The 25,136-nt window shown below is 68.7% G+C and carries 23 protein-coding genes; 9 read left to right on the forward strand and 14 right to left on the reverse strand.

What is annotated here, in order from left to right; all coding sequences use genetic code 11:
- Position 1 precedes the first annotated feature (1 nt).
- From AC27L4_RS30865 to AC27L4_RS30890, 6 genes are read left to right on the forward strand one after another with little or no spacing between them, the layout of a single operon-like run.
- The gene (locus AC27L4_RS30865; RefSeq protein WP_487146497.1) at positions 2 to 1,114 is read left to right on the forward strand and encodes an ABC transporter ATP-binding protein; all 1,113 of its coding nucleotides are present in this window, start codon (positions 2 to 4) and stop codon (positions 1,112 to 1,114) included.
- A gap of 55 nt (positions 1,115 to 1,169) precedes the next feature.
- Positions 1,170 to 2,654 carry a GMC oxidoreductase gene (locus AC27L4_RS30870; RefSeq protein ID WP_487146498.1) on the forward strand — a complete coding sequence of 495 codons (1,485 nt, stop codon included), beginning with the start codon at positions 1,170 to 1,172 and terminating at the stop codon, positions 2,652 to 2,654.
- Positions 2,651 to 3,424 carry a 3-ketoacyl-ACP reductase gene (locus tag AC27L4_RS30875; RefSeq protein WP_487146499.1) on the forward strand — a complete coding sequence of 258 codons (774 nt, stop codon included), beginning with the start codon at positions 2,651 to 2,653 and terminating at the stop codon, positions 3,422 to 3,424. Before AC27L4_RS30870 ends, AC27L4_RS30875 begins: the two co-directional genes overlap by 4 nt.
- Positions 3,425 to 3,434: 10 nt before the next feature.
- Complete coding sequence (locus AC27L4_RS30880) at positions 3,435 to 5,057, forward strand: GMC family oxidoreductase (RefSeq protein ID WP_487146500.1); 1,623 nt, start codon at positions 3,435 to 3,437, stop codon at positions 5,055 to 5,057.
- Positions 5,054 to 5,377: a Dabb family protein gene (locus AC27L4_RS30885; RefSeq protein WP_487146501.1), complete on the forward strand. Its 324-nt coding sequence runs from the start codon at positions 5,054 to 5,056 to the stop codon at positions 5,375 to 5,377. The genes AC27L4_RS30880 and AC27L4_RS30885 overlap by 4 nt, the downstream gene beginning before the upstream one ends.
- 35 nt (positions 5,378 to 5,412) lie before the next feature.
- Entirely contained in the window at positions 5,413 to 6,525 is a 1,113-nt protein-coding gene (locus tag AC27L4_RS30890) for a pyridoxal phosphate-dependent aminotransferase (RefSeq protein WP_487146502.1), read from the forward strand.
- 291 nt (positions 6,526 to 6,816) lie between these two features.
- Here AC27L4_RS30890 and AC27L4_RS30895 read toward each other — a convergent pair whose 3' ends face one another.
- The 6 genes from AC27L4_RS30895 to AC27L4_RS30920 all read right to left on the reverse strand — a co-directional run bounded on the left by AC27L4_RS30895 (position 6,817) and on the right by AC27L4_RS30920 (position 13,508).
- Complete coding sequence (locus AC27L4_RS30895; RefSeq protein WP_487146503.1) at positions 6,817 to 7,590, reverse strand: SDR family NAD(P)-dependent oxidoreductase; 774 nt, start codon at positions 7,588 to 7,590, stop codon at positions 6,817 to 6,819.
- A gap of 250 nt (positions 7,591 to 7,840) precedes the next feature.
- The gene (locus AC27L4_RS30900; RefSeq protein ID WP_487146504.1) at positions 7,841 to 8,848 is read right to left on the reverse strand and encodes an ABC transporter ATP-binding protein; all 1,008 of its coding nucleotides are present in this window, start codon (positions 8,846 to 8,848) and stop codon (positions 7,841 to 7,843) included.
- Positions 8,849 to 8,859: 11 nt separating this feature from the next.
- Positions 8,860 to 9,690: a carbohydrate ABC transporter permease gene (locus tag AC27L4_RS30905; RefSeq protein ID WP_487146505.1), complete on the reverse strand. Its 831-nt coding sequence runs from the start codon at positions 9,688 to 9,690 to the stop codon at positions 8,860 to 8,862.
- Positions 9,691 to 9,693: 3 nt separating this feature from the next.
- Complete coding sequence (locus AC27L4_RS30910) at positions 9,694 to 10,566, reverse strand: carbohydrate ABC transporter permease (protein WP_487146506.1); 873 nt, start codon at positions 10,564 to 10,566, stop codon at positions 9,694 to 9,696.
- 210 nt (positions 10,567 to 10,776) lie between these two features.
- Positions 10,777 to 12,087 (reverse strand): ABC transporter substrate-binding protein, encoded by a 1,311-nt coding sequence (locus AC27L4_RS30915; RefSeq protein ID WP_487146507.1) that lies wholly within the window; start codon positions 12,085 to 12,087, stop codon positions 10,777 to 10,779.
- A gap of 440 nt (positions 12,088 to 12,527) precedes the next feature.
- Positions 12,528 to 13,508: a sugar-binding transcriptional regulator gene (locus AC27L4_RS30920; RefSeq protein WP_487146508.1), complete on the reverse strand. Its 981-nt coding sequence runs from the start codon at positions 13,506 to 13,508 to the stop codon at positions 12,528 to 12,530.
- A 67-nt stretch (positions 13,509 to 13,575) separates the two neighbouring features.
- On the opposite strand from AC27L4_RS30920, the gene AC27L4_RS30925 reads away from it, so the two are divergent.
- Entirely contained in the window at positions 13,576 to 13,998 is a 423-nt protein-coding gene (locus AC27L4_RS30925) for a hypothetical protein (RefSeq protein WP_487146509.1), read from the forward strand.
- Here the strand turns inward: AC27L4_RS30925 and AC27L4_RS30930 are convergent.
- The 8 genes from AC27L4_RS30930 to AC27L4_RS30965 form a co-directional block, all read right to left on the reverse strand.
- The gene (locus AC27L4_RS30930; protein ID WP_487146510.1) at positions 13,947 to 15,698 is read right to left on the reverse strand and encodes an ABC transporter substrate-binding protein; all 1,752 of its coding nucleotides are present in this window, start codon (positions 15,696 to 15,698) and stop codon (positions 13,947 to 13,949) included. The genes AC27L4_RS30925 and AC27L4_RS30930 overlap by 52 nt on opposite strands.
- A 75-nt stretch (positions 15,699 to 15,773) precedes the next feature.
- Complete coding sequence (locus tag AC27L4_RS30935) at positions 15,774 to 16,088, reverse strand: DUF2160 domain-containing protein (RefSeq protein WP_487146511.1); 315 nt, start codon at positions 16,086 to 16,088, stop codon at positions 15,774 to 15,776.
- Positions 16,089 to 16,090: 2 nt separating this feature from the next.
- Positions 16,091 to 16,909 carry a carbohydrate ABC transporter permease gene (locus tag AC27L4_RS30940; protein WP_487146512.1) on the reverse strand — a complete coding sequence of 273 codons (819 nt, stop codon included), beginning with the start codon at positions 16,907 to 16,909 and terminating at the stop codon, positions 16,091 to 16,093.
- A complete protein-coding gene (locus AC27L4_RS30945) occupies positions 16,906 to 17,796 on the reverse strand; it encodes a carbohydrate ABC transporter permease (protein WP_487146513.1) in 891 nt (296 codons plus the stop codon). The genes AC27L4_RS30940 and AC27L4_RS30945 overlap by 4 nt, the downstream gene beginning before the upstream one ends.
- Entirely contained in the window at positions 17,796 to 18,878 is a 1,083-nt protein-coding gene (locus AC27L4_RS30950) for an ABC transporter ATP-binding protein (protein ID WP_487146514.1), read from the reverse strand. Before AC27L4_RS30950 ends, AC27L4_RS30945 begins: the two co-directional genes overlap by 1 nt.
- A gap of 9 nt (positions 18,879 to 18,887) precedes the next feature.
- Positions 18,888 to 19,970: an ABC transporter ATP-binding protein gene (locus AC27L4_RS30955; protein ID WP_487146515.1), complete on the reverse strand. Its 1,083-nt coding sequence runs from the start codon at positions 19,968 to 19,970 to the stop codon at positions 18,888 to 18,890.
- The gene (gene glpD / locus AC27L4_RS30960; protein ID WP_487146516.1) at positions 19,967 to 21,502 is read right to left on the reverse strand and encodes a glycerol-3-phosphate dehydrogenase; all 1,536 of its coding nucleotides are present in this window, start codon (positions 21,500 to 21,502) and stop codon (positions 19,967 to 19,969) included. The genes AC27L4_RS30955 and glpD overlap by 4 nt, the downstream gene beginning before the upstream one ends.
- A gap of 288 nt (positions 21,503 to 21,790) precedes the next feature.
- On the reverse strand, positions 21,791 to 22,606 hold the full coding sequence (locus AC27L4_RS30965) for a DeoR/GlpR family DNA-binding transcription regulator (protein WP_487146517.1): 816 nt from the start codon (positions 22,604 to 22,606) through the stop codon (positions 21,791 to 21,793).
- Between the two features lie 270 nt (positions 22,607 to 22,876).
- On the opposite strand from AC27L4_RS30965, the gene AC27L4_RS30970 reads away from it, so the two are divergent.
- Entirely contained in the window at positions 22,877 to 23,791 is a 915-nt protein-coding gene (locus AC27L4_RS30970) for a S1C family serine protease (protein ID WP_487146518.1), read from the forward strand.
- 228 nt (positions 23,792 to 24,019) lie between these two features.
- Positions 24,020 to 25,093 carry a ribosome small subunit-dependent GTPase A gene (gene rsgA / locus AC27L4_RS30975; protein ID WP_487146519.1) on the forward strand — a complete coding sequence of 358 codons (1,074 nt, stop codon included), beginning with the start codon at positions 24,020 to 24,022 and terminating at the stop codon, positions 25,091 to 25,093.
- The last annotated feature ends 43 nt before the right edge of the window (positions 25,094 to 25,136 follow it).

Raw genomic sequence — 25,136 nt, forward strand, 5'->3', positions numbered from 1 at the left:
CATGGCCTTCCTGGAAATCAGCAATCTCAAGAAGCGCTTCGGCACCATCGAGATCCTGAAGGGCATCGACATCGACCTCGACAAGGGCGGGTTCCTGGTGCTGGTCGGGCCGTCGGGCTGCGGCAAGTCCACGCTGCTCAACACCATCGCCGGCCTGGAGACCATCTCCGAGGGCGAGATCCGGGTGGACGGCAACCCGATCAACGGCCTGCATCCCTCCAAGCGCGACATCGCCATGGTGTTCCAGAGCTACGCGCTCTACCCCAACATGACGGTGGCGGGGAACATCGCCTTCGGCATGGAGATGCGCGGGGTGCCGAAGGCCGAGCGCGACAAGGCGGTCGAGACCGTGGCCAAGACGCTGCAGATCGGCCATCTCCTCGGCCGCAAGCCCTCGCAGCTCTCGGGCGGCCAGCGCCAGCGCGTCGCCATGGGCCGGGCGCTGGTGCGCAACCCCAAGCTGTTCCTGTTCGACGAGCCGCTGTCGAACCTCGACGCCAAGCTGCGCGTCGACATGCGCGTCGAGATCAAGCGCCTGCACGCCACCACCGGCACCACCGTCGTCTACGTCACCCATGACCAGATCGAGGCGATGACCCTGGCCACCAAGATCGCCGTGCTCAAGGACGGCGAGCTGCAGCAGGTCGGCACGCCGTCGGAGATCTACAACAGGCCGGCCAACCTGTTCGTCGCCGACTTCATGGGCTCGCCAGCCATGAACCTGATCAAGGCCAAGACGGCGGAGGAGAACGGACGCGCCGTGCTCAAGCTGGTCAACGGCTCGGGCGGCGACATCACGCTGCCCGTGCCGGGCTCGATCGCCGCGGGCCCGCTCGGCGCCGGGCGCGAGCTGATCCTCGGCATCCGGCCCGAGGCGATCACCGACCGCGACGGCGCCGACCGCAACTCCAGGGCTGTCGAGGTGGTCGATGCACGGGTCGAGATCGTCGAGCCGGCGGGCTCGGACACCTTCGTGGTGACCCATATCGGCGGCAAGGAGGTGACGGCGCGCATGCGCTCCGACGCCGACGTCAAGGCCGGCCAGACCATGCCCTTCGCCTTCAACCTCGACAAGGCCGTGGTGTTCGACCCGGCGACGGGCAAGCGGCTGTGAGGCACGGAGCGATCGGGGACGGCGCGCCGCGCCGGTGCCGGAGGCTCCGATCCCCATGACCTCCCCCGACATCCTCGTCATCGGCTCGGGCATGGGCGGGGCGACGCTGGCCCATGCGCTGGCGCCCACCGGGGCCTCGATCCTGATCCTGGAGAAGGGGCGCCAGCTGCCGGCACGCCCTGAGAACCGGGACGCGCGGGCGATCTTCCAGCGTGGCGTCTTCCGGCCGCACGAAAACTGGTTCGACACGGCCGGGCGCCCGTTCAACCCGGGCAACTACTATTATCACGGCGGCAACAGCAAGTTCTACGGGGCGGTGCTGACGCGCTACCGCGCCGAGGACTTCGACGGCATCGCCCATGCCGACGGCGACGCCCCGGCCTGGCCGTTCCGCTACGGCGAGCTCGCCCCCTGGTACGATGCGGCCGAGCAGCTCTACCAGGTGCGCGGCATCCTGGGCGAGGATCCGACCGAGCCGGCGCATGGCCAGCCCTACGCCCATCCGCCGGTGCCCGACGAGCCGGCGATCGCCCGGGTGCGGGCGCGGCTGCGGGCCGTCGGCCTCAGGCCGTTCTCGCTGCCGCTCGGCGTCGACATCGCGCAATGGCTGAGCCATGGCCGCACGCCATGGGACGCCTTTCCCGACGCGCGCAGCGGCAAGATGGACGCGGAGACCTGCGCCCTGCTGCCGGCTCTGGCCTATGACAATGTCCGCATCGAGAGCGGCGCCGAGGCGACGCGGCTGCTCGCCTCGGGCGACGGCCGGCGCATCGAGGCGGTGGAGTACGAGCAGGGCGGCGAGACCCGCCGTGTCGCAGCGGGCACCGTGGTGCTGGCCGCCGGGGCGGTGCGCTCGGCCGCACTGATGCTGGTGTCGGGCGTCGGCAACCGCTCCGACCTCGTCGGCCGCCACTTCATGAACCACAATCTGACGGCGATGCTGGCGGTCGACCCGCGCTTCACCAATGACAGCGTCTACCAGAAGACCTTCGGCCTCAACGATTTCTACCTCGGCGACGGGCGGGGCGGGCCGCCGCTCGGCAATGTCCAGTTGCTCGGGCGGGTGTCGGGCACCATCCTGAAATCGGACCTGACCTGGGCGCCGGAGCGGCTGCTGCAGGCGCTGAGCCGCAAGACGGTCGACTTCCTGATCATGTCGGAGGACCTGCCCGACCCGTCGAGCCGGGTGCGGGTGGACGGACGCCGGATCGTGCTCGACTGGCGGCGCACCAACATGACGGCGCATCGCGGCCTCAAGGCGCGGATGCGGGCCAGCCTCAGGCAAGCGGGGTTCCCGCTGGTCCTGACCCATCTGTTCGACCGCCGCACGCCCTCGCACCAGTGCGGCACCATCCGCCTGGGCAACGATCCGACGACGGCGCCGCTGGACGGGTTCGGCCGCTCCTTCGAGCATCGCAACCTGTTCGTCGCCGATGCCTCGGTGCTGGTGACCTCGGCGGCGGTGAACCCATCGCTGACCGTCGCGGCGCTGGCATTGCGGACGGCCGCGCATATCCGCGAAACGGAGCTGGGACGATGACGACCGCAGGAAGGACCCGGCCCGTGGCCCTGGTGACCGGTGCGCGGCGCGGCATCGGCCGGGCCATCGGCGTCGCGCTGGCGCGGGCCGGCCACGACATCGCCTTCACCGACATCGTCGACGACGAGGCGGCGGCCGAGGCGCGCCGGGCCTTCGAGGCCGAGGGCGCGGCGGCCGCCTTCCACCGCCACGACGCGTCGGCTGTCGAGACCCATGCGGCCCTGATCGACAGCGTTACGGCGCGCTTCGGCCGGCTCGACTGCTTCGTCTCCAACGCCGGCATCGGCACGCCGGTGCGCGGCGACATGCTGGATCTGCCGCCGGCGAGCTTCGACCTCGTGCTCGGGGTCAATGCTCGCGGCGCCGCCTTCTTCAGCCAGGCCGCGGCCCGGGCCATGCTCGGCGGGACGGGAACCCGCACGATCGTCTTCGTCACCTCCGTCAGCGCCGGCATGGTCTCGCCGGAGCGGGCTGACTATTGCGTCTCGAAGGCGGCGCTGTCGATGTGGGCGAAGGTCCTGGCCGTGCGCCTCGCCGCGGACGGAATCGGCGTGTTCGAGGTGCAGCCGGGCGTGATCCGCACCGACATGACCGCCGGCGTCGCCGCCCGGTACGACGAACGGATCGCCGCCGGCCTGGTGCCCGCGGGGCGCTGGGGCGAGGGGGAGGATATCGGACGGGCCGTGGCGGGACTGGCCTCGGGCGCCTTCGCCTTCGCCACCGGCTCCGTCATCGCCTGCGACGGCGGGCTGTCGATACCGAGACTTTAGGGAGATGGGCATGGTCGACTACATCATCGTCGGCGGTGGACCGGCGGGGTGCGCCCTGGCGGCGCGCCTCAGCGAGGATCCGGCGATCTCCGTGCTGTTGCTCGAGGCCGGCGGCACCGACCGCCATCCCCTGTTCCACATGCCGGCGGGCTTCGCCAAGATGACCAAGGGCATCGCCAGCTGGGGCTGGTCGACGGTGCCGCAGCGCCACCTCAACGGCCGGGTGCTGCGCTACACCCAGGCCAAGGTGATCGGCGGCGGCTCCTCGATCAACGCCCAGCTCTACACCCGCGGCAACCCGGCCGACTACGACGCCTGGGCCTATGAGGAGGGCTGTCCCGGCTGGTCCTACGCCGACGTCCTGCCCTATTTCCGGCGGGCCGAGGACAACCAGCGCTTCGCCGACGCCTATCACGCCTCGGGCGGGCCGATCGGCGTGTCGGTGCCGGTCAACCCGCTGCCGATCAACGAAGCCTTCATCCGGGCGGCGCAGGAATACGGCATCCCCTATAATCCCGATTTCAACGGCGCGCGCCAGGCCGGCATCGGCCACTACCAGGTGACCGTGCGCGACGCCCGGCGCTCCTCGGCGGCGAGCGGCTATCTCAAGCCGGTGCGGCATCGCCCGAACCTGACGGTCAGGACCGGCGCGGCGGTGCTGCGCATCGTCGTCGAGCAGGGCAGGGCGGTCGGCGTCGAGATCGCCGAGGGCTCCGGCCGGACGGTGCTGCGCTGCGAGCGCGAGGTGGTGGTCAGCTCCGGCGCGATCGGCTCGCCGCGGCTGCTGCTGCTGTCGGGCATCGGGCCGGCCGACCACCTCGCCGCCGCCGGCGTGCCGGTGGTGCACGACCTTCCCGGCGTCGGCGGCAACCTGCAGGACCATCTCGACCTCTACGTGATCTGCGAGTGCACCGGCGACCACACTTACGACAATGTCGCCAAGCTGCACCGCACCCTGTGGGCGGGCATGCAGTACATCCTGTTCAAGAAGGGGCCGGTGGCCTCGACCCTGTTCGAGACCGGCGGATTCTGGCACGCCGACCGCAGCGATCCCAATCCCGACATCCAGTTCCATCTCGGCTCGGGCTCCGGCATCGAGGCCGGCGTGGCGAAGCTCAGGAACGCCGGGGTGACGCTCAACACCGCCTATCTCAGGCCGCGCTCGCGCGGCACGGTGCGGCTGAAATCGGTGGACCCGGCCGACGCCCCGCTGATCGATCCGAACTACTGGGCCGACCCGCACGACCGGGCCATGTCGATCGAGGGCCTGAGGATCGGCCGCGAGATCATGCGCCAGAAGGCCCTGGAGCCGTTCATCCTGGCCGAGCGCATGCCGGGGCCGGCGGCGGTGACGGAGCAGGACCTGGCCGAGTACACCTTCGCCAGCTGCAAGACCGACCACCACCCGGCCGGCACCTGCAAGATGGGCACCGACGCGATGGCGGTGGTGACGCCGGAGCTGAAGGTGCGCGGGCTGGAGGGGCTGCGCGTGTGCGACTCCTCGATCATGCCGCGGGTCAATTCTTCCAACACCAACGCGCCGACCATCATGATCGGCGAGAAGGGATCGGATATCATCCTCGGCAAGCCGCCGCTGCCGGCGGCCAATCTGCGTTCGGGAGAAGCTGCATGATCCGTCATATCGTCCTGGTCCGCTTCCGTCCCGACGTGACGGCTGCGAGGATCGCCGAGATCTTCGCCGCCCTCCATGCCCTGAAGACGGCCATCCCGGGCATCGAGTCGATCTCGGCCGGAGCCGATCTCTCGCCCGAGGGCCTGGGGCGCGGCTACACCCATGGCTTCGCGGTCGACTTCGTCGATGCCGCGGCGCGGGACCGCTATCTCGCCGACCCGGATCATGCCAAGGTCGGCGCCATGCTGGTGGGCGCGGCAACCGGCGGGGTCGACGGCATCCTGGTGCTGGACTACGCCCTCGCCGACGCGGCCGGCTGAGCCGGTCCGCTGCCTTTCCAGCCAAGGAGCCCGTCATGGATCTGCCGCCGTTCCTGCTCGACCGCTGGCTCGCCGCCTACGCCTTCGCGACGCCACCGATCCGCTACGACCTCGCCTCGAGCACCGGGCCGAAATGGAGCCTGGGCGAGGTCCTGGCCCTGGAAGGGCGTCACGCGCTGGCGGAACTGGAGGGCGTCAAGATCGGCTACGCGCCCGCCGAGGGCAGCCGCGCCCTGCGCGAGGCGATCGGCACCTTCGCCGGGGTCGACCCGGACTGGGTGGTGGCGACCACCGGCGCCTCGGAGGCGCTGTCGATCCTGTTCTGCCTGGCGGCGAGGCCGGGCGCCAGCATCGTCACGCCGGTGCCGGCCTTTCCCGGCTTCGATGCCATGGCGAAGGCCTGGGGCCTCGTCCCGCGATCCTGCCGGCTCCGGCGCGAGGACGGCTTCGTCCAGACCGCGCGGCAGGTGCTGGAGGCGGCAGATGCCGACACCGGCCTCGTCCTGGTCAACACGCCGCACAATCCGGCCGGATCGGCCATGCCGCGAGCGGAGATCGAGGTCCTGGCGGATGCGCTCGCCAGCCGCGGCGCGCCGCTGGTCGTCGACGAGGTCTACCACCCTCTCTCCTTCGGCGAGGCGGCGATATCGGCTGCCGGGGCGAGCAATGTCATCGTCATCGGCGACATGTCGAAGGCGCTGTCGCTGGCCGGCCTGCGCATCGGCTGGATCATCGACGCCGATGCCGAGCGGCGCAAGCGCATCATCGACGCGCGCAGCTACTTCACCATCAGCGGCTCGCCGATCCTGGAGGCGGTGGCGGTCGTGGCGCTGCGGCACCGCCAGGCGATCCTGTCGCGGCTGGCCAAGGTGGCGACGGCCAACCTCGCCCTGCTCGAAGGCTTCATGCATCGCCACGCCGACAGCCTCGCCTGGGTGAAGCCGGCCGGCGGAACGGTCGCCTTCCCCTGGTTCAGGGACGGCCGCGACAGCCGGCCCTGGTGCGAGGCCCTGGCCCGCGCCGGTGTGCTGGTGGCGCCCGGCGACTGCTTCGACGCGCCCGAGCACATGCGCATCGGCTTCGGCACGCTGGCCGAGGGCTATGCCGAGGCCCTGGCGATCGCCTCGAGCGTGCTCGACGGCGGGTGAGGCGCGCGGTGGGATTGCGGCGATCCCGGAATTGGGGGGCGAGGCAATCGGCGACGCTTTTCGGATGGCCTGCTGTCATTTCTGGCTCGGGCTGGAATTCCCAGGCAATCGGGATTCCGGTGACAGTGCACTGAATTGATGCGCTCGCCACGGCAAGCGCTTGAATTGTATGGACTGTTTCCATTTACCCCGCCGGCGCCGGAGACCGGCGGGGAGCGGTGGCGGCGTCCGCTCCGAGGACAGAGCCGCCCCCGCCCCGCTCCCGGTCAGGAGAGGGGCGGGGTGGCGTTCTCACCAGCAGGTATAGCCGCCGTCGGCCAGGACGATCGAGCCGGTCAGCAGGCTGGCGGCGTCGGAGGCGAGGAACAGCACGACCGAGGCAATCTCGTCGACCTCGCCCATGCGATGCATCGGCGTGTAGTCCATCCACACGTCGAACATCTCCTTCTTCGACTTGGCGAAGGCGGTCAGCGGCGTGTTGATGTAGGTCGGTGCCACGGCATTGACGCGAACGCCGCGCGCGCCCCACTCGGCCGCCAGCGACTTGGTGAGGTGGTGCACCGCCGCCTTGGAGGCGTTGTAGTAGCTCTGCTCCTGCGGCTTGTTGACGATGAAGCCGGACATCGAGCCGATATTGACGATCGAGCCGGACTTTTGCGCCAGCATGTGCTTGCCGAAGGCGCGGCAGCACCAGAACACGCCATTGAGGTTGACGTCGATGACGTTGAGCCAGTGCTCGTCGGTGACGGTCTCGGCCGGCGTCTCGGAGCGGGCGATGCCGGCATTGTTGACGAGGACGTCGATCTTGCCGTGCTTGGCGACGACGGCGTCCGCCACCTGGGTGACCTGGGTGGGGTTGGTCACGTCCATCAGGGCGATCTCCGCCTCGAAGCCCTTGCTCCGCAGGGCGTCGCGGCCTTCCTCGGCGACCTTCGCGTCGAAATCGGCGATGATCAGCTTGGCGCCGGCCTCGGCCAGGGCTTCGACGCAAGCCGCGCCGATGCCGCGACCGCCACCGGTCACCAGGGCGACGCGACCGTCGAGCTTGAACTTGTTCAGATACATCAGAAACCTCCTTTTCCCTTTCCCCACGGGCGAAACGATCAGCGCAACCGATTGCGACCCTTCACGACATGTGTTTGGCGCGAAGCATGGGGCGTTGGCAACAGCTCATCGCGGATCGTGGACGATGTGGGGTGGGGGCCATGGTGAACGGAGGGCGCCTTCCGCCGATGGTCCCCACCCCCAACCCCTCCCCGGAGGGAGGAATGCCCGGCGCCGCAACTGGTCCGCGCCGGACCCGGCGGCGGCGTCCTCACGTCCGGATCGCCTTGCCGGCGGCATCGAATCGGTGGATGCGGGCGGGGTCGGGCACGAGGCGCACCATGTCGCCCGTGCGCAGCCCGAGCTCGCCGGTGGTGCGCACCGTGATCCGGCCGACATCGCTGTCGACATACAGGAAGGTGTCGCTGCCCAGATGCTCGGCGATGGCGATCTTGCCCGGCCAGCCGGTCTGGCCGTTGGCGCTGACGGCGATATGCTCGGGGCGCACGCCGATGGTGGCGGCGCCGTGCTGCGCGGTGACGGCCGGCTGGTCGATGAAGTTCATCTTCGGCGAGCCGATGAAGCCGGCGACGAAGATGTTGGCGGGGCGCTCGTAGAGCTCAAGCGGCGAGCCGTACTGCTCGACCGTGCCGGCGCTCAGCACCACGATCTTGTCGGCCATGGTCATGGCCTCGACCTGGTCGTGGGTGACGTAGATCGCCGTGGTGCCGAGCGTCTTCTGCAGGCTGGCGATCTCCAGGCGCATCTGCACGCGCAGCGCCGCGTCGAGGTTGGAGAGCGGCTCGTCGAACAGGAAGGCCTTGGGCTCGCGCACGATGGCGCGGCCGATGGCGACGCGCTGGCGCTGGCCGCCGGAGAGCTGGCCGGGCCGGCGGTCGAGATAGCTGGTCAGGTTCAGCTTGGCCGCGGCCGCCTCGACCTTCTGCTTGATCTTGTCCTTGGGCATGTTGGCCATCTTCAGGCCGAAGCCGATGTTGGAGCGTACCGTCATGTGCGGGTAGAGCGCATAGGACTGGAACACCATGGACAGGCCGCGCCTGGCCGGCGGCAGGGCGGAGACGTCGGCGCCGTCGATGGCGATGGCGCCGGAAGTCATGTCCTCCAGCCCGGCGATCAACCGCAGCAGGGTGGACTTGCCGCAGCCCGACGGGCCGACGAACACCACGAAGGACTTGTCCTCGATGACAAGGTCGACGCCCTTGATGATGTCGACGGAGCCGAAGGATTTGCGCACGGCCTTGAGGGTGATGCTGCCCATGTCGAAAGCTCCTACTTGACGGCGCCGAATGTGAGGCCGCGCACGAGCTGGCGCTGACTGAACCAGCCGAGGACCAGGATCGGCGCGATTGCGAGGGTGGAAGCAGCCGAGAGCTTGGCCCAGAACAGACCCTCGGGGCTGGAATAGGAGGCGATGAACACGGTGAGCGGCGCCGCCTCCGAGGTGGTGAGCGCCAGGGTCCAGAAGGCTTCGTTCCAGGCCAGGATGAAGTTGAGCAGCAAGGTCGAAGCAATCCCGGGCACGGCCATCGGCGTCAGCACGTAGATCAATTCCTTGCCGATGGTCGCCCCGTCCATGCGGGCGGCTTCCAGGATGTCCTTGGGGATCTCCTTGAAGTAGGTGTACAGCATCCACACCACGATCGGCAGGTTGCCCAGGCACAGGAGGCCGATCAGGCCGACGCGGCTGTCGAGCAGGCCCCAGTCGCGGAAGAACAGGTAGATCGGCACCAGCACGCCGACCGGCGGCATCATCTTGGTGGAGAGCATCCACAACAGGGTGCCGCGGGTGCGCTCGCTGGGCGCGAAGGCCATCGACCAGGCGGCGGGGACGGCGATGACCAGGGCGAGCAGCACAGAGCCGCCGGCGATGATCAGCGAGTTCAGCGCATGGTGGACATAGTCGCTGCGCTGCTGCACCAGCGCATAGTTCTCCGTCGTCCACTCGAAGAACAGGAACTTCGGCGGCAGCGAGAAGGCCTCGAGCTCGGTCTTGAAGCTGGTGATCACCATCCAGATGATCGGGAAGGCGATGATCAGGGCGACGATCCAGGCCGCGGCCGTGGTGATCGCCTTGCGGGTGGGGCTGATTGCGCGGGCCATGGCTCAGGCGTCCAGGTTCTTGCCGACGAGGCGGACGAGGAAGATCGAGACGATGTTGGCCAGCACCACCGCGACCAGGCCGCCGGCCGATGCGCCGCCGATATCGTATTGCTGCAGCGCCCTCGAATAGATGAGGTAGGCGAGGTTGGTGGTCTGCAGGCCCGGGCCGCCATTGGTGGTGACGAAGATCTCGGCGAACACCGTCAGGAGGAAGATGGATTCGATCAGGATCACCACGGTGATCGGCCGGGCCAGGTGCGGCAGCGTGATGTGGAAGAAGGTCGACAGCGCGCCGGCCCCGTCCATCTCGGCCGCTTCCTTCTGCTCGCCGTCGAGCGACTGCAGGGCGGTGAGCAGGATCAGCGAGGCGAAGGGCAGCCATTGCCAGGAGACGATGATGATGATCGCGGTCATCGGCGCCTCGGCGAACCAGTCGATCGGCTGGAGCCCGAGCGAGGTGGCGATCCAGGCGAACATGCCGGACACCGGGTGCATCATCAGGTTCTTCCACACCAGCGCGCTCACGGTCGGCATGATGAAGAAGGGAGCGATCACCAGCAGGCGGACGAGGTTGAGGCCGACGATCTGCTGGTCCATCAGCAGGGCGACCAGCGTGCCGAGCACGGTGGTGATCACCAGCACCGAGCCCACCAGCACCAGGGTGTTGTAGAGCGAGGTGAGGAAGGCGGGGTCCGTAAGGAAATAGGTGTAGTTCTCGAAGCCCGCCCAGCTCTGCGTGGTAGGGTCGAGCAGGTTGTAGTTGAGGAAGGAGAAGTAGATCGTCGCGGCCAGCGGCACGAGCGAGATGAACAGGAGCAGCCCGACCGATGGCGAGATCAGGATGCGCCCGAGCGTACGGGTCTGCTGCGTCGCCATGCCCTCGTCCTCCTTGGACTCGACCCGCCGCTCGGGCGGAGGCGCTTTGAAACAAGTCGTCGGATGCTGCCCGGGATCGCTCCCTCCGAGACCGGCCGCAGGTCGCTGTCCCGCGGAGAGGTGGCCGGGAGGCCCGTGCGGAAGGGCCACCCGGCTCTGGCGGGCCGGGTGGCAGGTGGGGCGGCAGTCGCCGCCCGACGGGAGGTTCGTCTACTTGATGTAGCCGGCGCGCTTCATCTCGCGCTCGGTCGAGCGCTGCGCCGTCTGCAGGGCGGCATCGACCGTGGAGGCGCCGGAGAGCGCCGCGGCGAACTGCTGGCCGACCTGGGTGCCGATGCCCTGGAACTCGGGAATGGCGACGAACTGCACGCCGACATAGGGAACCGGCTTGACCGTCGGGTTCTTCGGGTCGGCGATGTTGATGGATTCCAGCACCAGCTTGGCGAAGGGCGCGGCTTCCAGATATTTCGGGTTCTCATAGAGCGACTTGCGGGTGCCCGGGGGCACGTGCGCCCAGCCTTCCTTCTCGGCCACCAGCTCGGTGTAGTGCTTGCTGGTCGCCCAGGCGACGAACTTCTCGGCGGCCTCGACCTTCTTCGTGCTGGCCGGGATGGCCAGGGACCAGGCCCACAGCCAGTTCGCGCTCTTGCCCAGGCCCTTGTCCGGCGCGAGGGCGAAGCCGACCTTGTCGGCGACCTTCGACTCCTTGGGGTCGGTGACGAAGCCGGCGGCGACGGTGGCGTCGATCCACATCGCGCACTTGCCGGAGTTGAACAGGGCCAGGTTCTCGTTGAAGCCGTTGGAGGTGGCGCCGGGCGGGCCGGCCTCCTTCATCAGGTTGACGTAGGTGGTCAGCATCTCCTTCCATTCCGGCCCGTCGAAGGTCGGATGCCAGTTCTCGTCGAACCAGCGCGTGCCGAACGAGTTGCCCATGACGCCGAGGATGGCCATGTTCTCGCCCCAGCCCGGCTTGCCGCGCAGGCAGATGCCGTAGACGCCGTTGGCCTTGTCGTTCAGCTTCTTGGCCGCGTCGACGATGAAGTCCCATTTCGGCTTCTCGGGCATGGTCAGCCCGGCCTTCTCGAACAGGTCCTTGCGGTACATGGTCATCGAGCTCTCGCCGTAGAACGGCGCGGCGTAGAGCTTGCCGTCGAGCGACAGGCCCGAGCGGATGGCCGGCAGCAGGTCGTCGACGTCGTAGCTGGCGCCGAGATTGTCGAGCGGCACCAGCCAGCCCTTCTTGGCCCAGATCGGCACCTCGTAGGTGCCGATGGTCAGGATGTCGAACTGGCCGCCCTTGGTGGCGATGTCGGTGGTGACCTTCTGGCGCAGGACGTTCTCCTCCAGCGTCACCCATTTCAGCTCGATGCCGGGATTGGCCTTGGTGAAGTCTTCGGTCAGGCCCTGCATGCGGATCATGTCGCCATTGTTGACGGTGGCGATGGTCAGGGTCTCGGCCAGGGCCGACGTGGCCGTGACAAGGCAGGCCGCGCCCATCAGGGCGCCGATCAGGTGCTTCATAGGGTCCTCCCGCTGATTGAGCATATGCTCTTTAGTTGAGCGAATGCTCACATCCTTTGTTCGGACTGTCAACGCGGAATCGTCGCTGCGCCGCGAAATCGCGGGGTGTGCGTGGTGGAACGGGCGGATATCGGGCGCGGTTCCGCGCAAGCTGCGGGCGCAAGGCGGACGATATCGGCAAGGCCTTGCGCGCCGTATCCCGTTTCGGTCCGCACCCTGCCGCCTTCAGAGCCTGGCCCGAAAATCGCCGGGTCTTTTCGCCGCCCGGTGCGTCGCCGCATCTTGATCTTGGCGGCGATCGGCTCCTGCCGGATGGACGAAAATCCCCAGGCAGGTTCTCCTCGACCTGCTTGCGCTGTAGAAGCCGAGCAGTCTCCCGTGGCGACGGCCGCGGGAGACTGCTCGGGCTGATCCTCGGCCGCCGGCGTTCGGGCCGGGCTCTAGCTGCCGAGCAGGGCCCTGGCCGTCACCTCGTTGGTGATCAGGCCGTTGAGGTGGCGGCCGCGCAGGGCGGCGCGGATGGCGGGGACCTTGGCCATGCCGGTGGCGACGCCGATGGCGAGGCCGTCGGCGGGCACCGTCAGGCGCACGCTGGTGACGCGCTCGTTCGTGCCGCCTTCGATCACGTTGCCCTCTGCGTCGATCGCCCAGGCGGTGATCTCGCCGACGGCGCCGCGGCGCATCAGGTCGATGACCTCGTCGTGCAGCAGGAAGCCGTCGACGTGCAGCGGCGCCTGCAGGTCGATCTGGCCGACGCCGACGAGGCGGATGTCGGCCAGTGCCGCCACGGCGTGCAGGCGGCGGACGGCGTCGATGCCGAAGAACTGCTCGCGTTCCGCCGGGGAGGCGACGAAGGTCGGCAGAGGCATGGGAAAATGCCGCGCCCTGGTGATGTCGGTCAGGCGCGACACGGCGTTGAACGAACTGGCCGACCCGTCCGGCGAGATGTTGCCGACCAGGGAGACGAGCTGGTGGCCGGGGCAATCCATCGGCGGCACCTGCTCGACCGCCGCGCGCAGCGTGCGCCCGGTGCCGAGGGCGATAATGGTCGGGCGGGCGTCGCGCAGCTTCGCTTCCAGCAGGGCGGCGGCCGCCTCGGCTACCCCGACGGTGGTGCTCTGCGAGGTGCCGGTGTCGGGCACCACCTCGCACAGGCTGAGCGCGAAGCGCTCGCGCAGCCGGGTCGCCAGCTCCATGCAGGCGGCGATCGGATGCTCGAGCCGGACGGTGATCAGCCGTTCCTGCAGCGACAGCGACACCAGCCGCTGCGCCGTCGCCCGCGAGACGTTGAGCCTGCGCGCGATCTCGTCCTGGGTGTTGCCGGCGATGTAGTAGAGCCAGCCGGCCCGTGCGGCGTCGTCGAGCCGGGACCGCTCGCTCTCAGACAGGGTGGAAAGGGTCTGGCCGCCGCTGGTGCTCATTGTTCTTGGAAACCTCGTTGGCCGACCGTCATTGGAGCATATGTCGAAAGTGAGAGCAAATGATCAAATGTTCTCGCGGATCGGCGCAATCGCTCACGGGCGCGCAGGAGGTGCCCCCGCGCCAGCGGCGGCCGCCCTTCTCCCTGGTGGCCTTGCCGACGGCACGGCCACCGGCCAGGGCGCGGACACCCTGGTCGGCATCGAGAACGTCACGGGCTCGGCGGTGGCCGACACCATTGCCGGCAGCACCGGCGCCAACACGCTCAGCGGCGGCACAGGCGACGATACGCTCGCCGGCGGGGGCGGCAACGACGTGCCCACCGGCGGCGCCGGACAAGGAATGCACTGGAAGAGGCTGCCGCTAACCCAACGTCGGGAAAGAAAAGGCCGGGGTTTCCCCCGGCCTCCTCCCGTCATGTCGTCCGGCTGCGCCGGTGATCAGCCCTTCTTCGGCGGGGTCGCCGGCCAGGACTTGATCAGGGTGTCGTAGTCGATGGTCTCGCCCTTCGGCTTCTCGTTCTCCAGCTTGCGCTGGGGCGCGATGGTGCCGGCGGCCTCGGCCTTCTTGTACCAGTCCTCGGCCGAGGTCTTCGGGTTGAGCTTCGGGCCGCAGTCGCCCTGCACGCCCGATTTCTCGATGCGGGCCATCACCGAGTCCTGCGCGGCGGCCAGCGAGTCCATCGCCTCCTGCGCCGTCTTGGCGCCGGAGGAGGCGTCGCCGATGTTCTGCCACCACAGCTGCGCGAGCTTGGGGTAGTCCGGCACGTTGTTGCCGGTCGGGGTCCACTGCACGCGGGCCGGCGAGCGGTAGAACTCGATCAGGCCGCCGAGCTGGGGCGCCCGCTCGGTGAAGCTCTTGTCCCAGATGTCGCTCTCGCGGATGAAGGTCAGGCCGACATGGCTCTTCTTCAGCGACACGGTCTTGGAGACGATGAACTGCTGATAGAGCCAGGCCGCCTTGCGGCGGTCGACCGGGGTGGACTTGAGCAGGGTCAGCGAGCCGGCGTCCTGGTAGCCGAGCTTCATGCCGTCCTTCCAGTAGGAGCCGTGCGGCGAGGGGGCCATGCGCCATTTCGGCGTGCCGTCGGCCTTCATCACCGCGATGCCCGGCTTGACCATGTCGGCGGTGAAGGCGGTGTACCAGAAGATCTGCTGGGCGATGTTGCCCTGCGCCGGCACCGGGCCGGACTCGCTGAAGGTCATGCCCTGGGCGTTCGGCGGGGCGTACTTCTTCAGCCAGTCGAGGTACTTGGTGATGGCGTAGACCGCCGCCGGACCGTTGGTGTCGCCGCCGCGGGCGATGTCGGAGCCGACGGGCCGGCAACCCTCCATGCGGATGCCCCACTCGTCGACGGGCAGGCCGTTCGGGATGCCCTTGTCGCCGTTGCCGGCCATCGACAGCCAGGCATCGGTGAAGCGCCAGCCGAGCGAGGGATCCTTCTTGCCATAGTCCATATGGCCGTAGACCTTGACGCCGTCGATGGTGCCGATGTCGTTGGTGAAGAACTCGGCGATGTCCTCATAGGCCGACCAGTTCACCGGCACGCCGAGATCGTAGCCGTACTTGGCCTTGAACTTGGCCTTGTAGTCGGGATTGGTGAACCAGTCGTAGCGGAACCAGTAGAGGTTGGCGAACTGCTGGTCGGGGAGCTGGTAGAGGTGGCCGTCGGGCGCGGTGCCGAACGACTTGCCGATGAAGTCGTCGACGTCGAGGCCGGGATTGGTGACGTCCTTGCCCTCGCCGGCCATCCAGTCGGTGAGGTCGACGGCCTGCTTGTAGCGGAAATGCGTGCCGATCAGGTCGGAGTCGTTGATCCAGCCGTCATAGATGTTCTTGCCCGATTGCATCTGGGTCTGGATCTTCTCCACCACGTCACCTTCCTGGATGATGTCGTGGGTGAGCTTGATGCCGGTGATCTCGGAGAACGCCTTCGCCAGCACCTTCGACTCATATTCATGCGTGGCGATGGTCTCGGAGACGACGTTGATCTCCATGCCCTTGAACGGTTCAGCGGCCTTGATGAACCACTGCAATTCCTTCAGCTGATCCTCCTTCGACAGGGTCGATGGCTGGAACTCGCTTTCGATCCATTTCTTCGCGGCGGCTTCGTCCGCGAAGGCCGGAGCGGCGGCCAGGACCAGGGCGATCGCCGTGGCGGCCAGGCTCGCATTTCGACAGGTGCGACGCATGTTGGGTTTCCTCCATCCCGTTGTGCGACGTTTGGCCCAGGGCGGGAAACCCGCCCGAGGCATTCCCAGCCCCGTTCAGACCCAGCGGAACACCGCCGCGGCATAGACGAGGGAGAGCAGGGAGGCCCACCACAGCTCGAGGCCGGCGGGCGCCAGCGCCAGCCAGAAGACGTGGATGAAGGCCGAACCGAGAAGACTGATGAAGAGCCGGTCGCCGCGCGTGGTCGGGATCGACAGGATGCCGACCCGCTCGGTCTCCGGGCGGTAGACGCCGAGCAGGGTGAAGATCACCAGGAGCAAGGCGATCGCCCCGAAGAACAGGGCCACCTGCCAGGTCCACGCCATCCAGGCATAGGTCTCGGGATCGGTGAGATTGGTCCAGAAGGCCATGATCACACCCTCCCCAGGGCGAAGCCCTTGGCGATGTAGTTGCGGACGAACCAGATCACGAGCGCGCCGGGGATGATGGTGAGCACGCCGGCGGCGGCGAGCAGGCCCCAGTCCATGCCCGAGGCGGAGACCGTGCGCGTCATGATCGCCGAGATCGGCTTGGCGTCGACCGAGGTCAGGGTGCGGGCCAGGAGCAGCTCGACCCAGGAGAACATGAAGCAGAAGAAGGCGGTGACGCCGATGCCGGAGGCGATCAGCGGCACGAAGATCTTCACGAAGAACCTGGGGAAGGAGTAGCCGTCGAGATAGGCGGTCTCGTCGATCTCGCGCGGCACGCCGGACATGAAGCCCTCCAGGATCCACACCGCCAGCGGCACATTGAACAGGCAGTGCGCCAGCGCCACGGCCCAGGGCGTGTCGAACAGGCCGATGGCCGAGTAGAGATTGAAGAAGGGCAGGGCGAACACCGCCGGCGGGGCCATGCGGTTCGACAGGAGCCAGAAGAACAGGTGCTTGTCGCCGAGGAAGCGGTAGCGCGAGAAGGCGTAGGCCGCCGGCAGCGCCAGCCCGATCGACAGGATGGTGTTGATCACCACGTATTTGATCGAGTTGATGTAGCCGTTGTACCAGGAGGGGTCGGTGAAGATCTTGGTGTAGTTGTCGAATGTCAGCGTGTGGGGGTAGATCGTCATGGTGCTGACGATCTCCGTGTTGGTCTTGAGACTCATGTTGATGAGCCAGTAGATCGGCAGCATCAGGAAGATCAAGTACAGAACCATGATCACGGCGCGGCCGTTCACCCCGGTGGAGCGCTCCTTCATGACGGCCTCCTGTCGGCGTCGACATTGACCATGACGGTGTAGAACACCCAGCACACTGCGAGGACGATCAGGTTGTAGACCAGCGACAGGGCGGCGGCCTTGCCGAGGTCGAACTGACCGAGGGCGAACTTGACCAACTCGATGGAGATGAAGGTGGTGGAGTTGCCGGGACCGCCGCCGGTGACGACGAAGGGCTCGGTGTAGATCATGAAGCTGTCCATGAAGCGCAGCAGCACGGCGATCAGCAGCACGCGGCGCATCTTCGGCAACTGGATCTTGGCGAACACCGCCCAGCGCGAGGCACCGTCGATCCGGGCCGCCTGGTAGAAGGCGTCGGGGATCGAGACCAGGCCGGCATAGCACAGCAGCGCCACCAGCGAGGTCCAGTGCCAGACGTCCATGATCACCACCGTGGCCCAGGCCGAGATCGGATCGGAGACGTAGTTGTAGGGAATGCCGAGGCTGTTGAGGGCATAGCCGAGCAGGCCGATGTCGCCGCGGCCGAAGATCTGCCAGATCGTGCCGACCACGTTCCACGGGATCAGCAGCGGCAGTGCCATCAGCACCAGGCAAAGCGCCACCGTCCAGCCCTTGCGCGGCATGCACAGCGCCACCAGGATGCCGAGCGGCACCTCGATGGCCAGGATGATGGCCGAGAACAGCAGGTTGCGCAGCAGGCTGTCGCGGAAGCGACCGCCGAGGTCGGTGGAGCCGTCGAGCAGTTCCTGGAACCAGCCGATGCCGTTCCAGAAGAACTGGTTGTTGCCGAAGGTGTCCTGCACCGAATAGTTCACCACCGTCATCAGCGGGATGACGGCGGAGAAGGCGACGATCAGCAGCACCGGCAGGACGAAGAACCAGGCCCGGTTGTTGAAGGGCTTGTCCATCAGGCGGCCTCCCCCTCGATCCGCACGCCGTCGACATAGACGTGGACCTGGCCCGGGTCGAACATGACGCCGGCCTCGGTGCCGGCGAGGGCCAGATCCTCGGGCGCGGTCGCAGCCATCGGCGTGCCGGCGAGATCGGCCCGGGCGATGCGGCGGGCGCCCAGATCCTCGATGCGGCGCACCGTCACCGGCAGGCCCTGGCCGGGCGCGGTGAGGGTGGCGAATTCCGGCCGCACGCCGATCTCGACGCGGCCGCCGGGCAGGCTGCGATAGGCCCGCTCCAGCGCGACGACGCTGCCGCCGACCCTGGCCTGCCGGCCCTCGACCTCGGCCTTGAACAGGTTCATGCCGGGCGAGCCGATGAAGTAGCCGACGAAGGTGTGCGCCGGCCGCTCGAACAGGTCGGCGGGCGTGCCCATCTGCACCACGCCGCCGTCATGCATCACCACCACCGTGTCGGCGAAGGTGAGCGCCTCGGTCTGGTCGTGTGTGACATAGATCATGGTGATGTCGAGGCGCTTGTGCAGCGCTTTGAGCTTGGAGCGCAGCTCCCACTTCAGGCCGGGATCGATCACCGTCAGCGGCTCGTCGAACAGCACGGCGGCGACGTCGGGCCTGACCAGCCCGCGCCCCAGCGAGATCTTCTGCTTGGCGTCGGCGGTGAGGCCGCGGGCGCGGCGGCCGAGGTCGCGCTCGAGGTCGAGGAGGCCGGCGATCTCCCTGACGCGCTCCTCGATCCTGCCGCGCTCCATGCCGCGGTTCTTCAGCGGGAAGGCGAGGTTCTCGGCCACCGTCATGGTGTCGTAGATCACCGGGAACTGGAACACCTGGGCGATGTTGCGCCTCTCGGTCGGCAGGCGGGTGACGTCGCGGCCGTCGAACAGCACCGAGCCCTCGCTCGGCGTCACCAGCCCGGAAATGATGTTGAGCAGGGTGGTCTTGCCGCAGCCGGACGGCCCGAGCAGCGCATAGGCGCCGCCCTGGCGCCAGACGTGGTCGATGCGCTTGAGCTGATAGTCGGACGGCGTCTTCGGGTTGGGCCTGTAGGAATGGGCGAGGCCCTTCAGCGTGATCTCGGCCATGACGGGCTCCTAGGAGGCGTGCGTCGGGGCGGCGGCGAGGCGGCCGTCGGTGGCGAAGACGAAGAGGCGGGCGGGATCGATGAAGGTCTCGATGCCGGTGCCGGGGGCGATGTCGCGCACGCCGGGGGTCAGCGCCACGAAGCGGTGGTCGCCGTACGCCACATGGATGAAACTCTCCGAGCCCGAGATCTCGCTGACCGACACGGTCGCCGGCAGCGCGATCGCGTCCGCGGCCGGGCGCGCGAGATAGAGCTGGTTCGGCCGGAAGCCGACGCTATAGCGCCCGTCCGGGACGGAACCGAGGACGCCGGCGGCGGCCACGGCCTCGCCGGAGGGCAGCCGAACCGACGCGCCCTGCTTCTCGACCGCCAGCATGTTCATCGGCGGGTCGGAGAAGACCTGCGCCGTGGTGAGGTCGTGCGGGCGGCGATAGACCTGCGGCGTCGGGCCGAACTGGGTGACCCGCCCTTCCCACAGCGTCGCGGTGTTGCCGCCGAGCAGCAGCGCCTCGTGCGGCTCGGTCGTGGCGTAGACGAAGACCGCGCCGGAGGCCTCGAAGATCTTCGGCAGTTCCTCGCGCAGCTCCTCGCGCAGCTTGTAGTCGAGATTGGCCAGCGGCTCGTCGAGCAGCACCAGCGCGGCCCGCTTGACGATGGCGCGGGCGAGGGCGGTGCGCTGCTGCTGGCCGCCGGAGAGCTGGGCCGGCGTGCGGTCCAGCATCGGCTCCAGCTTCATCAGGCGGGCGGCCTCGCGCACCTCGCGGTCGATCTGCTCGCGCGGATGGCCGGCGACGCGCAGGGGCGAGGCGATGTTCTCGTAGACGGTCAGGGAGGGGTAGTTGATGAACTGCTGGTAGACCATGGCGACTGAGCGGCTGCGCACATGGGCGCCGGTGACGTCGGTGCCGTCGACGAAGAGGCGGCCGGAGGTCGGCTTGTCCAGGCCCGCCATCAGCCGCATCAGCGAGGTCTTGCCCGACAGGGTCGGGCCGAGCAGCACGTTGAGGGAGCCGCGCTCGAGCGTCAGCGAGACGTCGTGAATGTGGGTCTGGCCGCCGACGGTCTTGCCGATCTTGTCGAGGACGAGGCTCACTTGGCGATGCTCCCCTGTGGAGCGACTGCCAGGCGGCCGCTCATATAGGCATCGAGGTCGGCCGCCTGCTCGCGGGTCAGCCGCAGGCCGAGCTTGGAGCGGCGCCAGAGGACGTCGGCGGCGGTCCGGGCCCATTCCTCGGCCATGAGGTGGTTGACCTCGGCCTCGGTCAGCGTGGCGCCGAAGTCGCGGCCGAGCGAGGCCAGCGAGGTGGCGCCCTTGAGGATGTCGCGCGCCTTGGTGCCGTAGGCGCGCACCAGGCGCCGGGCATGCTCGGCCGAGATCCAGGGATGGGCCTTGGCGATCTCGGCGCGGAGCGCGTCGAAGCCCTGGACCGGGAAGTCGCCGCCGGGCAGGGGGACGGTGCCCGACCAGCCGCGCTTGGCCTTGACCGTCTCCGGCAGCAACGGCTCGAGCTTCTCGATGGCGTGCTCGGCCAGGCGCCGATAGGTGGTGATCTTGCCACCGAAGATCGAGAGCAGCGGCGCGCCGCCCTTGTCGTCCAGCACCAGCACATAGTCGCGGGTGGCGGCCTGGGCGGCGGTGGCGCCGTCGTCGTAGAGCGGACGCACGCCCGAATAGGTCCAGACGATGTCGGCTTCGGTGACCGGCCTGGCGAAGTATTCGCTGGCCGCCTTGCACAGGTAGTCGATCTCCTCGGGTGTCGCCTTCACGTCGGCGGGGTCGCCGACATAGTCGCGGTCGGTGGTGCCGATCAGGGTGAAGTCGCGCTCATAGGGGATGGCGAAGATGATGCGGTTGTCGGCGTTCTGGAAAATGTAGCAGCGGTCGTGGTCGTAGAGCTTCTTCACCACGATGTGCGAGCCCTGGACCATGCGCACCTTGGCTTCGGTGTTGACGCGCAGCTTCGAGGTCAGCACGTCGGCGACCCAGGGGCCGGCGGCGTTGATCAGGATCTTGGCGCGGATGGTCTCGGTGCGGCCCGTGAGGGTGTCCTGGGTGGTCAGCGTCCAGCCCTGGGCGTCGCGCTCGGCCGAGACGGCGCGGGTGCGGGTGCGGATGGTGGCGCCGCGATTGGCGGCGTCGCGGGCGTTGAGGGCGACGAGCCGGGCGTCCTCGACCCAGGCGTCGGAATATTCGAAGCCGCGGGCATACTCGCCCGGCTTCAGCGGCTTGCCGGTGACGTCGGTGGAAAGGTCGAGAGTGCGGGTCGCCGGCAGGAGCTTGCGTCCGCCGAGATGGTCGTAGAGGAACAGGCCGAGGCGCAGCAGCCAGGCCGGGCGCAGGCCCTTGTGGTGCGGCAGCACGAAGCGCAGCGGCCAGATGATGTGGGGCGCCATCTTCCACAGCACCTCGCGCTCCATCAGCGCTTCGCGCACCAGGCGGAACTCGTAATATTCGAGATAGCGCAGGCCGCCATGGATCAGCTTGGTGGCCGCCGACGAGGTGCCGCTCGCGAGGTCGTTCTGCTCGCACAGATACACCGACAGCCCGCGGCCGCTGGCGTCGCGCGCGATGCCGCAGCCGTTGATGCCGCCGCCGATGATGGCGAGGTCGTACGATCCGTTCACGGTCGTCTCCAGTCCCTGTGGGCCGAAAATCCGGCGCTTTCGTTTCCTGTTGCGATTGACGATAAACAGAAGCCCGTTTGAACGCAAGTGCGGCTCATGTGAGAAAATGCTATTTCGTTATATGAAATTCGAAATCAAATGCGGCGATGGAACGGCGACACGGCGGCGTCGCCGCCGCAAATGAGCGATCCACGCGTCGAAACGAAAGCGGGACGGCGGGGCGCCGCCGCTTCGGCGCCCCGCCGTGGGGGCGGCGCCGCGCCGAGCCGGCCGCGGCGGCGGGGGGCCTCAGGCCCGCTCGCCGTCCGGGCGGGGACGGGCCTTCGGGCTTGCCGTCGCCTCCACCGCGGTCTCGACCACCGAGACGCCGTGCGCCTGGCACAGGGCCCGCATCTCCTCGTTGGGCAGCCGGTCGGTGACGAAGGCGTCGACGTCGGACAGGTTGGCGATGCGGATCGGCGCGGCGCGCTCGAACTTCAGCCGGTCGGCGACCAGGATCACCCGGCGGGCGTTCTGGATGATCGCCTGCGCCACCTTCACCTCCTCGTAGTCGAAGTCGAGCAGGGCGCCGTCCTCGTCGATGGCCGAGGCGCCGATCACCGCGGCGTCGACCTTGAACTTGTGGATCAGGTCGACCGCGACCGAGCCGATCACCGCTCCGTCCGAGCGCACGGGGCCGCCGACCACGATCACGTCGATCTTGGGATTGCGGTAGAGGCCGGTGGCGACGTTGAGATTGTTGGTGATGACCAGGAGATCCTCGTGGGCGTGCAGGCCGGCGGCGACCTCCTCGGTGGTGGTGCCGATATTGATGAACAGCGACGACTTGTTGGGAATCAGCGCCGCCGCGGCGAGGCCGATCTTGCGCTTCTCCTCGGCGCCGATCAGCCGGCGGGCCTCGTAGGACACGTTCTCGATCGAGGAGGCGATGATAGCCCCGCCATGGATGCGGGTGAGGATGCGCTTCTCGCACAGGTCGTTGAGGTCTTTGCGGATGGTCTGCGGCGAGACGTCGAACCGCGCCGCCAGATCCTCGACGCTGACGCGCCCGACGGCGCGGGCCAGGGTGACGATGTCGTCCTGGCGCTCATTGGCGGCGAGCATGCGGGCCTCCTGCAATCGGCAGGGGCCCTCTATACGCCGGTGCGGCGGCAGGCGCACGGCTTTCGTTTCTGCCGCCATGCGAAGCAAAGCGAAAGACCGGCCCCGCGTCCGGGAGCCGCCGGGGCGCGGTTCTCCGCATTCCCGCGCCGGCCGGTCCGGGCCCGGCCCGGGATGTGGGCGACGACCGGGACTTGCGCGCCGGCGATTGCGCTTTACGTAAGTACGATGCCGACCGGACCACCCCTGCAGGATCGGCAACAGGAGCCAGGATTGGACATCGATCACGCCCTCCGATCCATCGTCGCCGTCCACTCCCGGATCCCGGAGGACGGCTTCACCGCGTCCGTCCTCGGCACGGAACGCGGCGGGAGCGGCGTGGTCATCCGCGAGAGCGGCCTGGTGCTCACCATCGGCTATCTCATCGCCGAGGCCGGCGACGTCTGGCTGACCGGCGCCGACGGGCGCGTCACGCCGGCCCATGCCCTGGCCTATGACCAGGAGACCGGCTTCGGGCTGCTGCAGGCCCTCGACCGGCTCGACCTGCCGGCGCTGGCGTTCGGCCGGGCGAGCCAGGCGAAGCTTGGCGACCCCGTCATCCTGGCCGGCGGCGGCACCGGCAAGGGCCAATATGTCCGCTCGACCGTCGTCGCCAAGCAGGAGTTCGCGGGCTACTGGGAATATCTGCTCGACGAGGCCATCTTCACCGCGCCGGCGCATCCCGCCTGGGGCGGCGCGGGACTGATCGGCGCGGACGGCCGGCTGCTCGGCGTGGGCTCGCTGCTGCTGCAGCAGGTCACCGGCGCGGGGATGCAGGACATCAACATGAGCGTGCCGATCGACCTGCTGCCGCCGATCCTCGACGACCTGCTCGCCTTCGGCCAGGTCAACAAGCCGCCGCGCCCCTGGCTCGGCGTGTATTCGGCCGAGAGCGACGGCAGGATCGTGATCGCCGACGTGGTCGAGCGCGGCCCGGCCGCGGCCGCGGGCCTGCGCGAGGGCGACATCGTCTCGGGCGTCCGCGATTCCAGCGTCGTCGGCCTCGCCGATTTCTACCGCAAGGTCTGGAGCAGCGGTCCGGCGGGCACCGAAATCCCGATCGAGGTCGTGCGCGACAACCGCAGCCTGTGGCTGCGCGTCAAGTCGGCCGATCGCGGCAGCTATCTGAAGAAGCCGCAACTGCATTGAGCCGGGCCTCCGCGGGCCGTCCGCCGGCCATTGGCGCGTCCAGGCTATCCCCGGCCGCCCGCTTCTGCTATTGCATCCGGAGTCGGCAACGCCAGCAGGAAAGGAGCCGGAAGATGATTGTGACCTTCGACGCGCTCCGCTGCGCCGCCGTCCGGCTGCCCTGATCAACGGGGAGACCTGCCTTCGGCCGGCGCCTGACATGGCCATCCGACCGAAAGACATTTCCAAGTGCTTGAAACCTATGGCTGGAGCGACAGGCTCCGGAACGACTTCGCGCATCATGCCGCGGCAGGGCTCGTCCCTGGCCGCGTGATCGTCCAGCAACGCGGGCTCTACCGCCTCGTCACCCCGCTCGGGGAGCTTGCCGCCGGCCTTTCCGGCCGCCTCGCTTTCGAGGCGCCGGCGGAAGGCCTGCCGGTTGCCGGCGACTGGGTCGCGGCCGCGGCGCGGCCCGCCGAGGGCACGGCGACCATCCACCATCTCCTGCCGCGCAGCACCGTGTTCCGGCGCAAGGCGGCCGGACGCGCCGATGTCGTGCAGGTGCTGGCGGCCAATATCGACGTCGCCCTGCTCCTCGCCTCGCTCAACGCCGACTTCAACCCGCGGCGGCTGGAGCGCTACCTCGCCATCGCCCGCGAGAGCGGCGCGGAGCCGGCGATCGTGCTGACCAAGGCGGACATGCGTGCCGATGCCGCCGTTCAGGTCGCGGCGGCGCTGGAGGTGGCCGCGGGCGCACCCGTCATGGCGATCTCGTCCCTGACCGGGCAGGGCCTCGAGGCCGTGCGCGGCCTGGTCCGGCCGGGCTGCACGGCGGCGCTGCTGGGCAGCTCCGGCGTCGGCAAGTCGACGCTTCTCAACGCCCTGGCCGGCGGCGAGCTGATGGCGACCCAGGCGATCCGCGAACAGGATGCGCGCGGCCGCCACACCACCACCCATCGCGAGCTGGTCGTGCTGCCGGGGGGCGGCCTGGTGCTCGACACGCCCGGCATGCGCGAGCTCGGCCTGTGGGATGCCGACGGCGGCGTGTCGGCGACCTTCGCCGATATCGAGGCCCTGGCGGGGGATTGCCGGTTCCGCGACTGCACCCATGACGGTGAGCCGGGATGCGCCGTCCGCGCCGCGCTCGAGGAGGGCCGGCTCGACGAGGGGCGCTGGCGCGGCTACGGCAAGCTGCGCCGCGAGCTGGCGCATCTCGACCGCAAGGAGGATCCGGTGGCGCGGGCCGAGGAGCGCCGCAGATGGGCCCGCATCAGCAAGGCCCATCGCGGCGGCAAGGGCAAGCGGCGCTGGGACGACGCGTAGGGGGGCGCGTCCGACGCGTCGGCTTGCCTGGCGTGCGTGGGCC

The sequence above is a fragment of the Labrys sp. Lb11 genome, assembly GCF_057554225.1.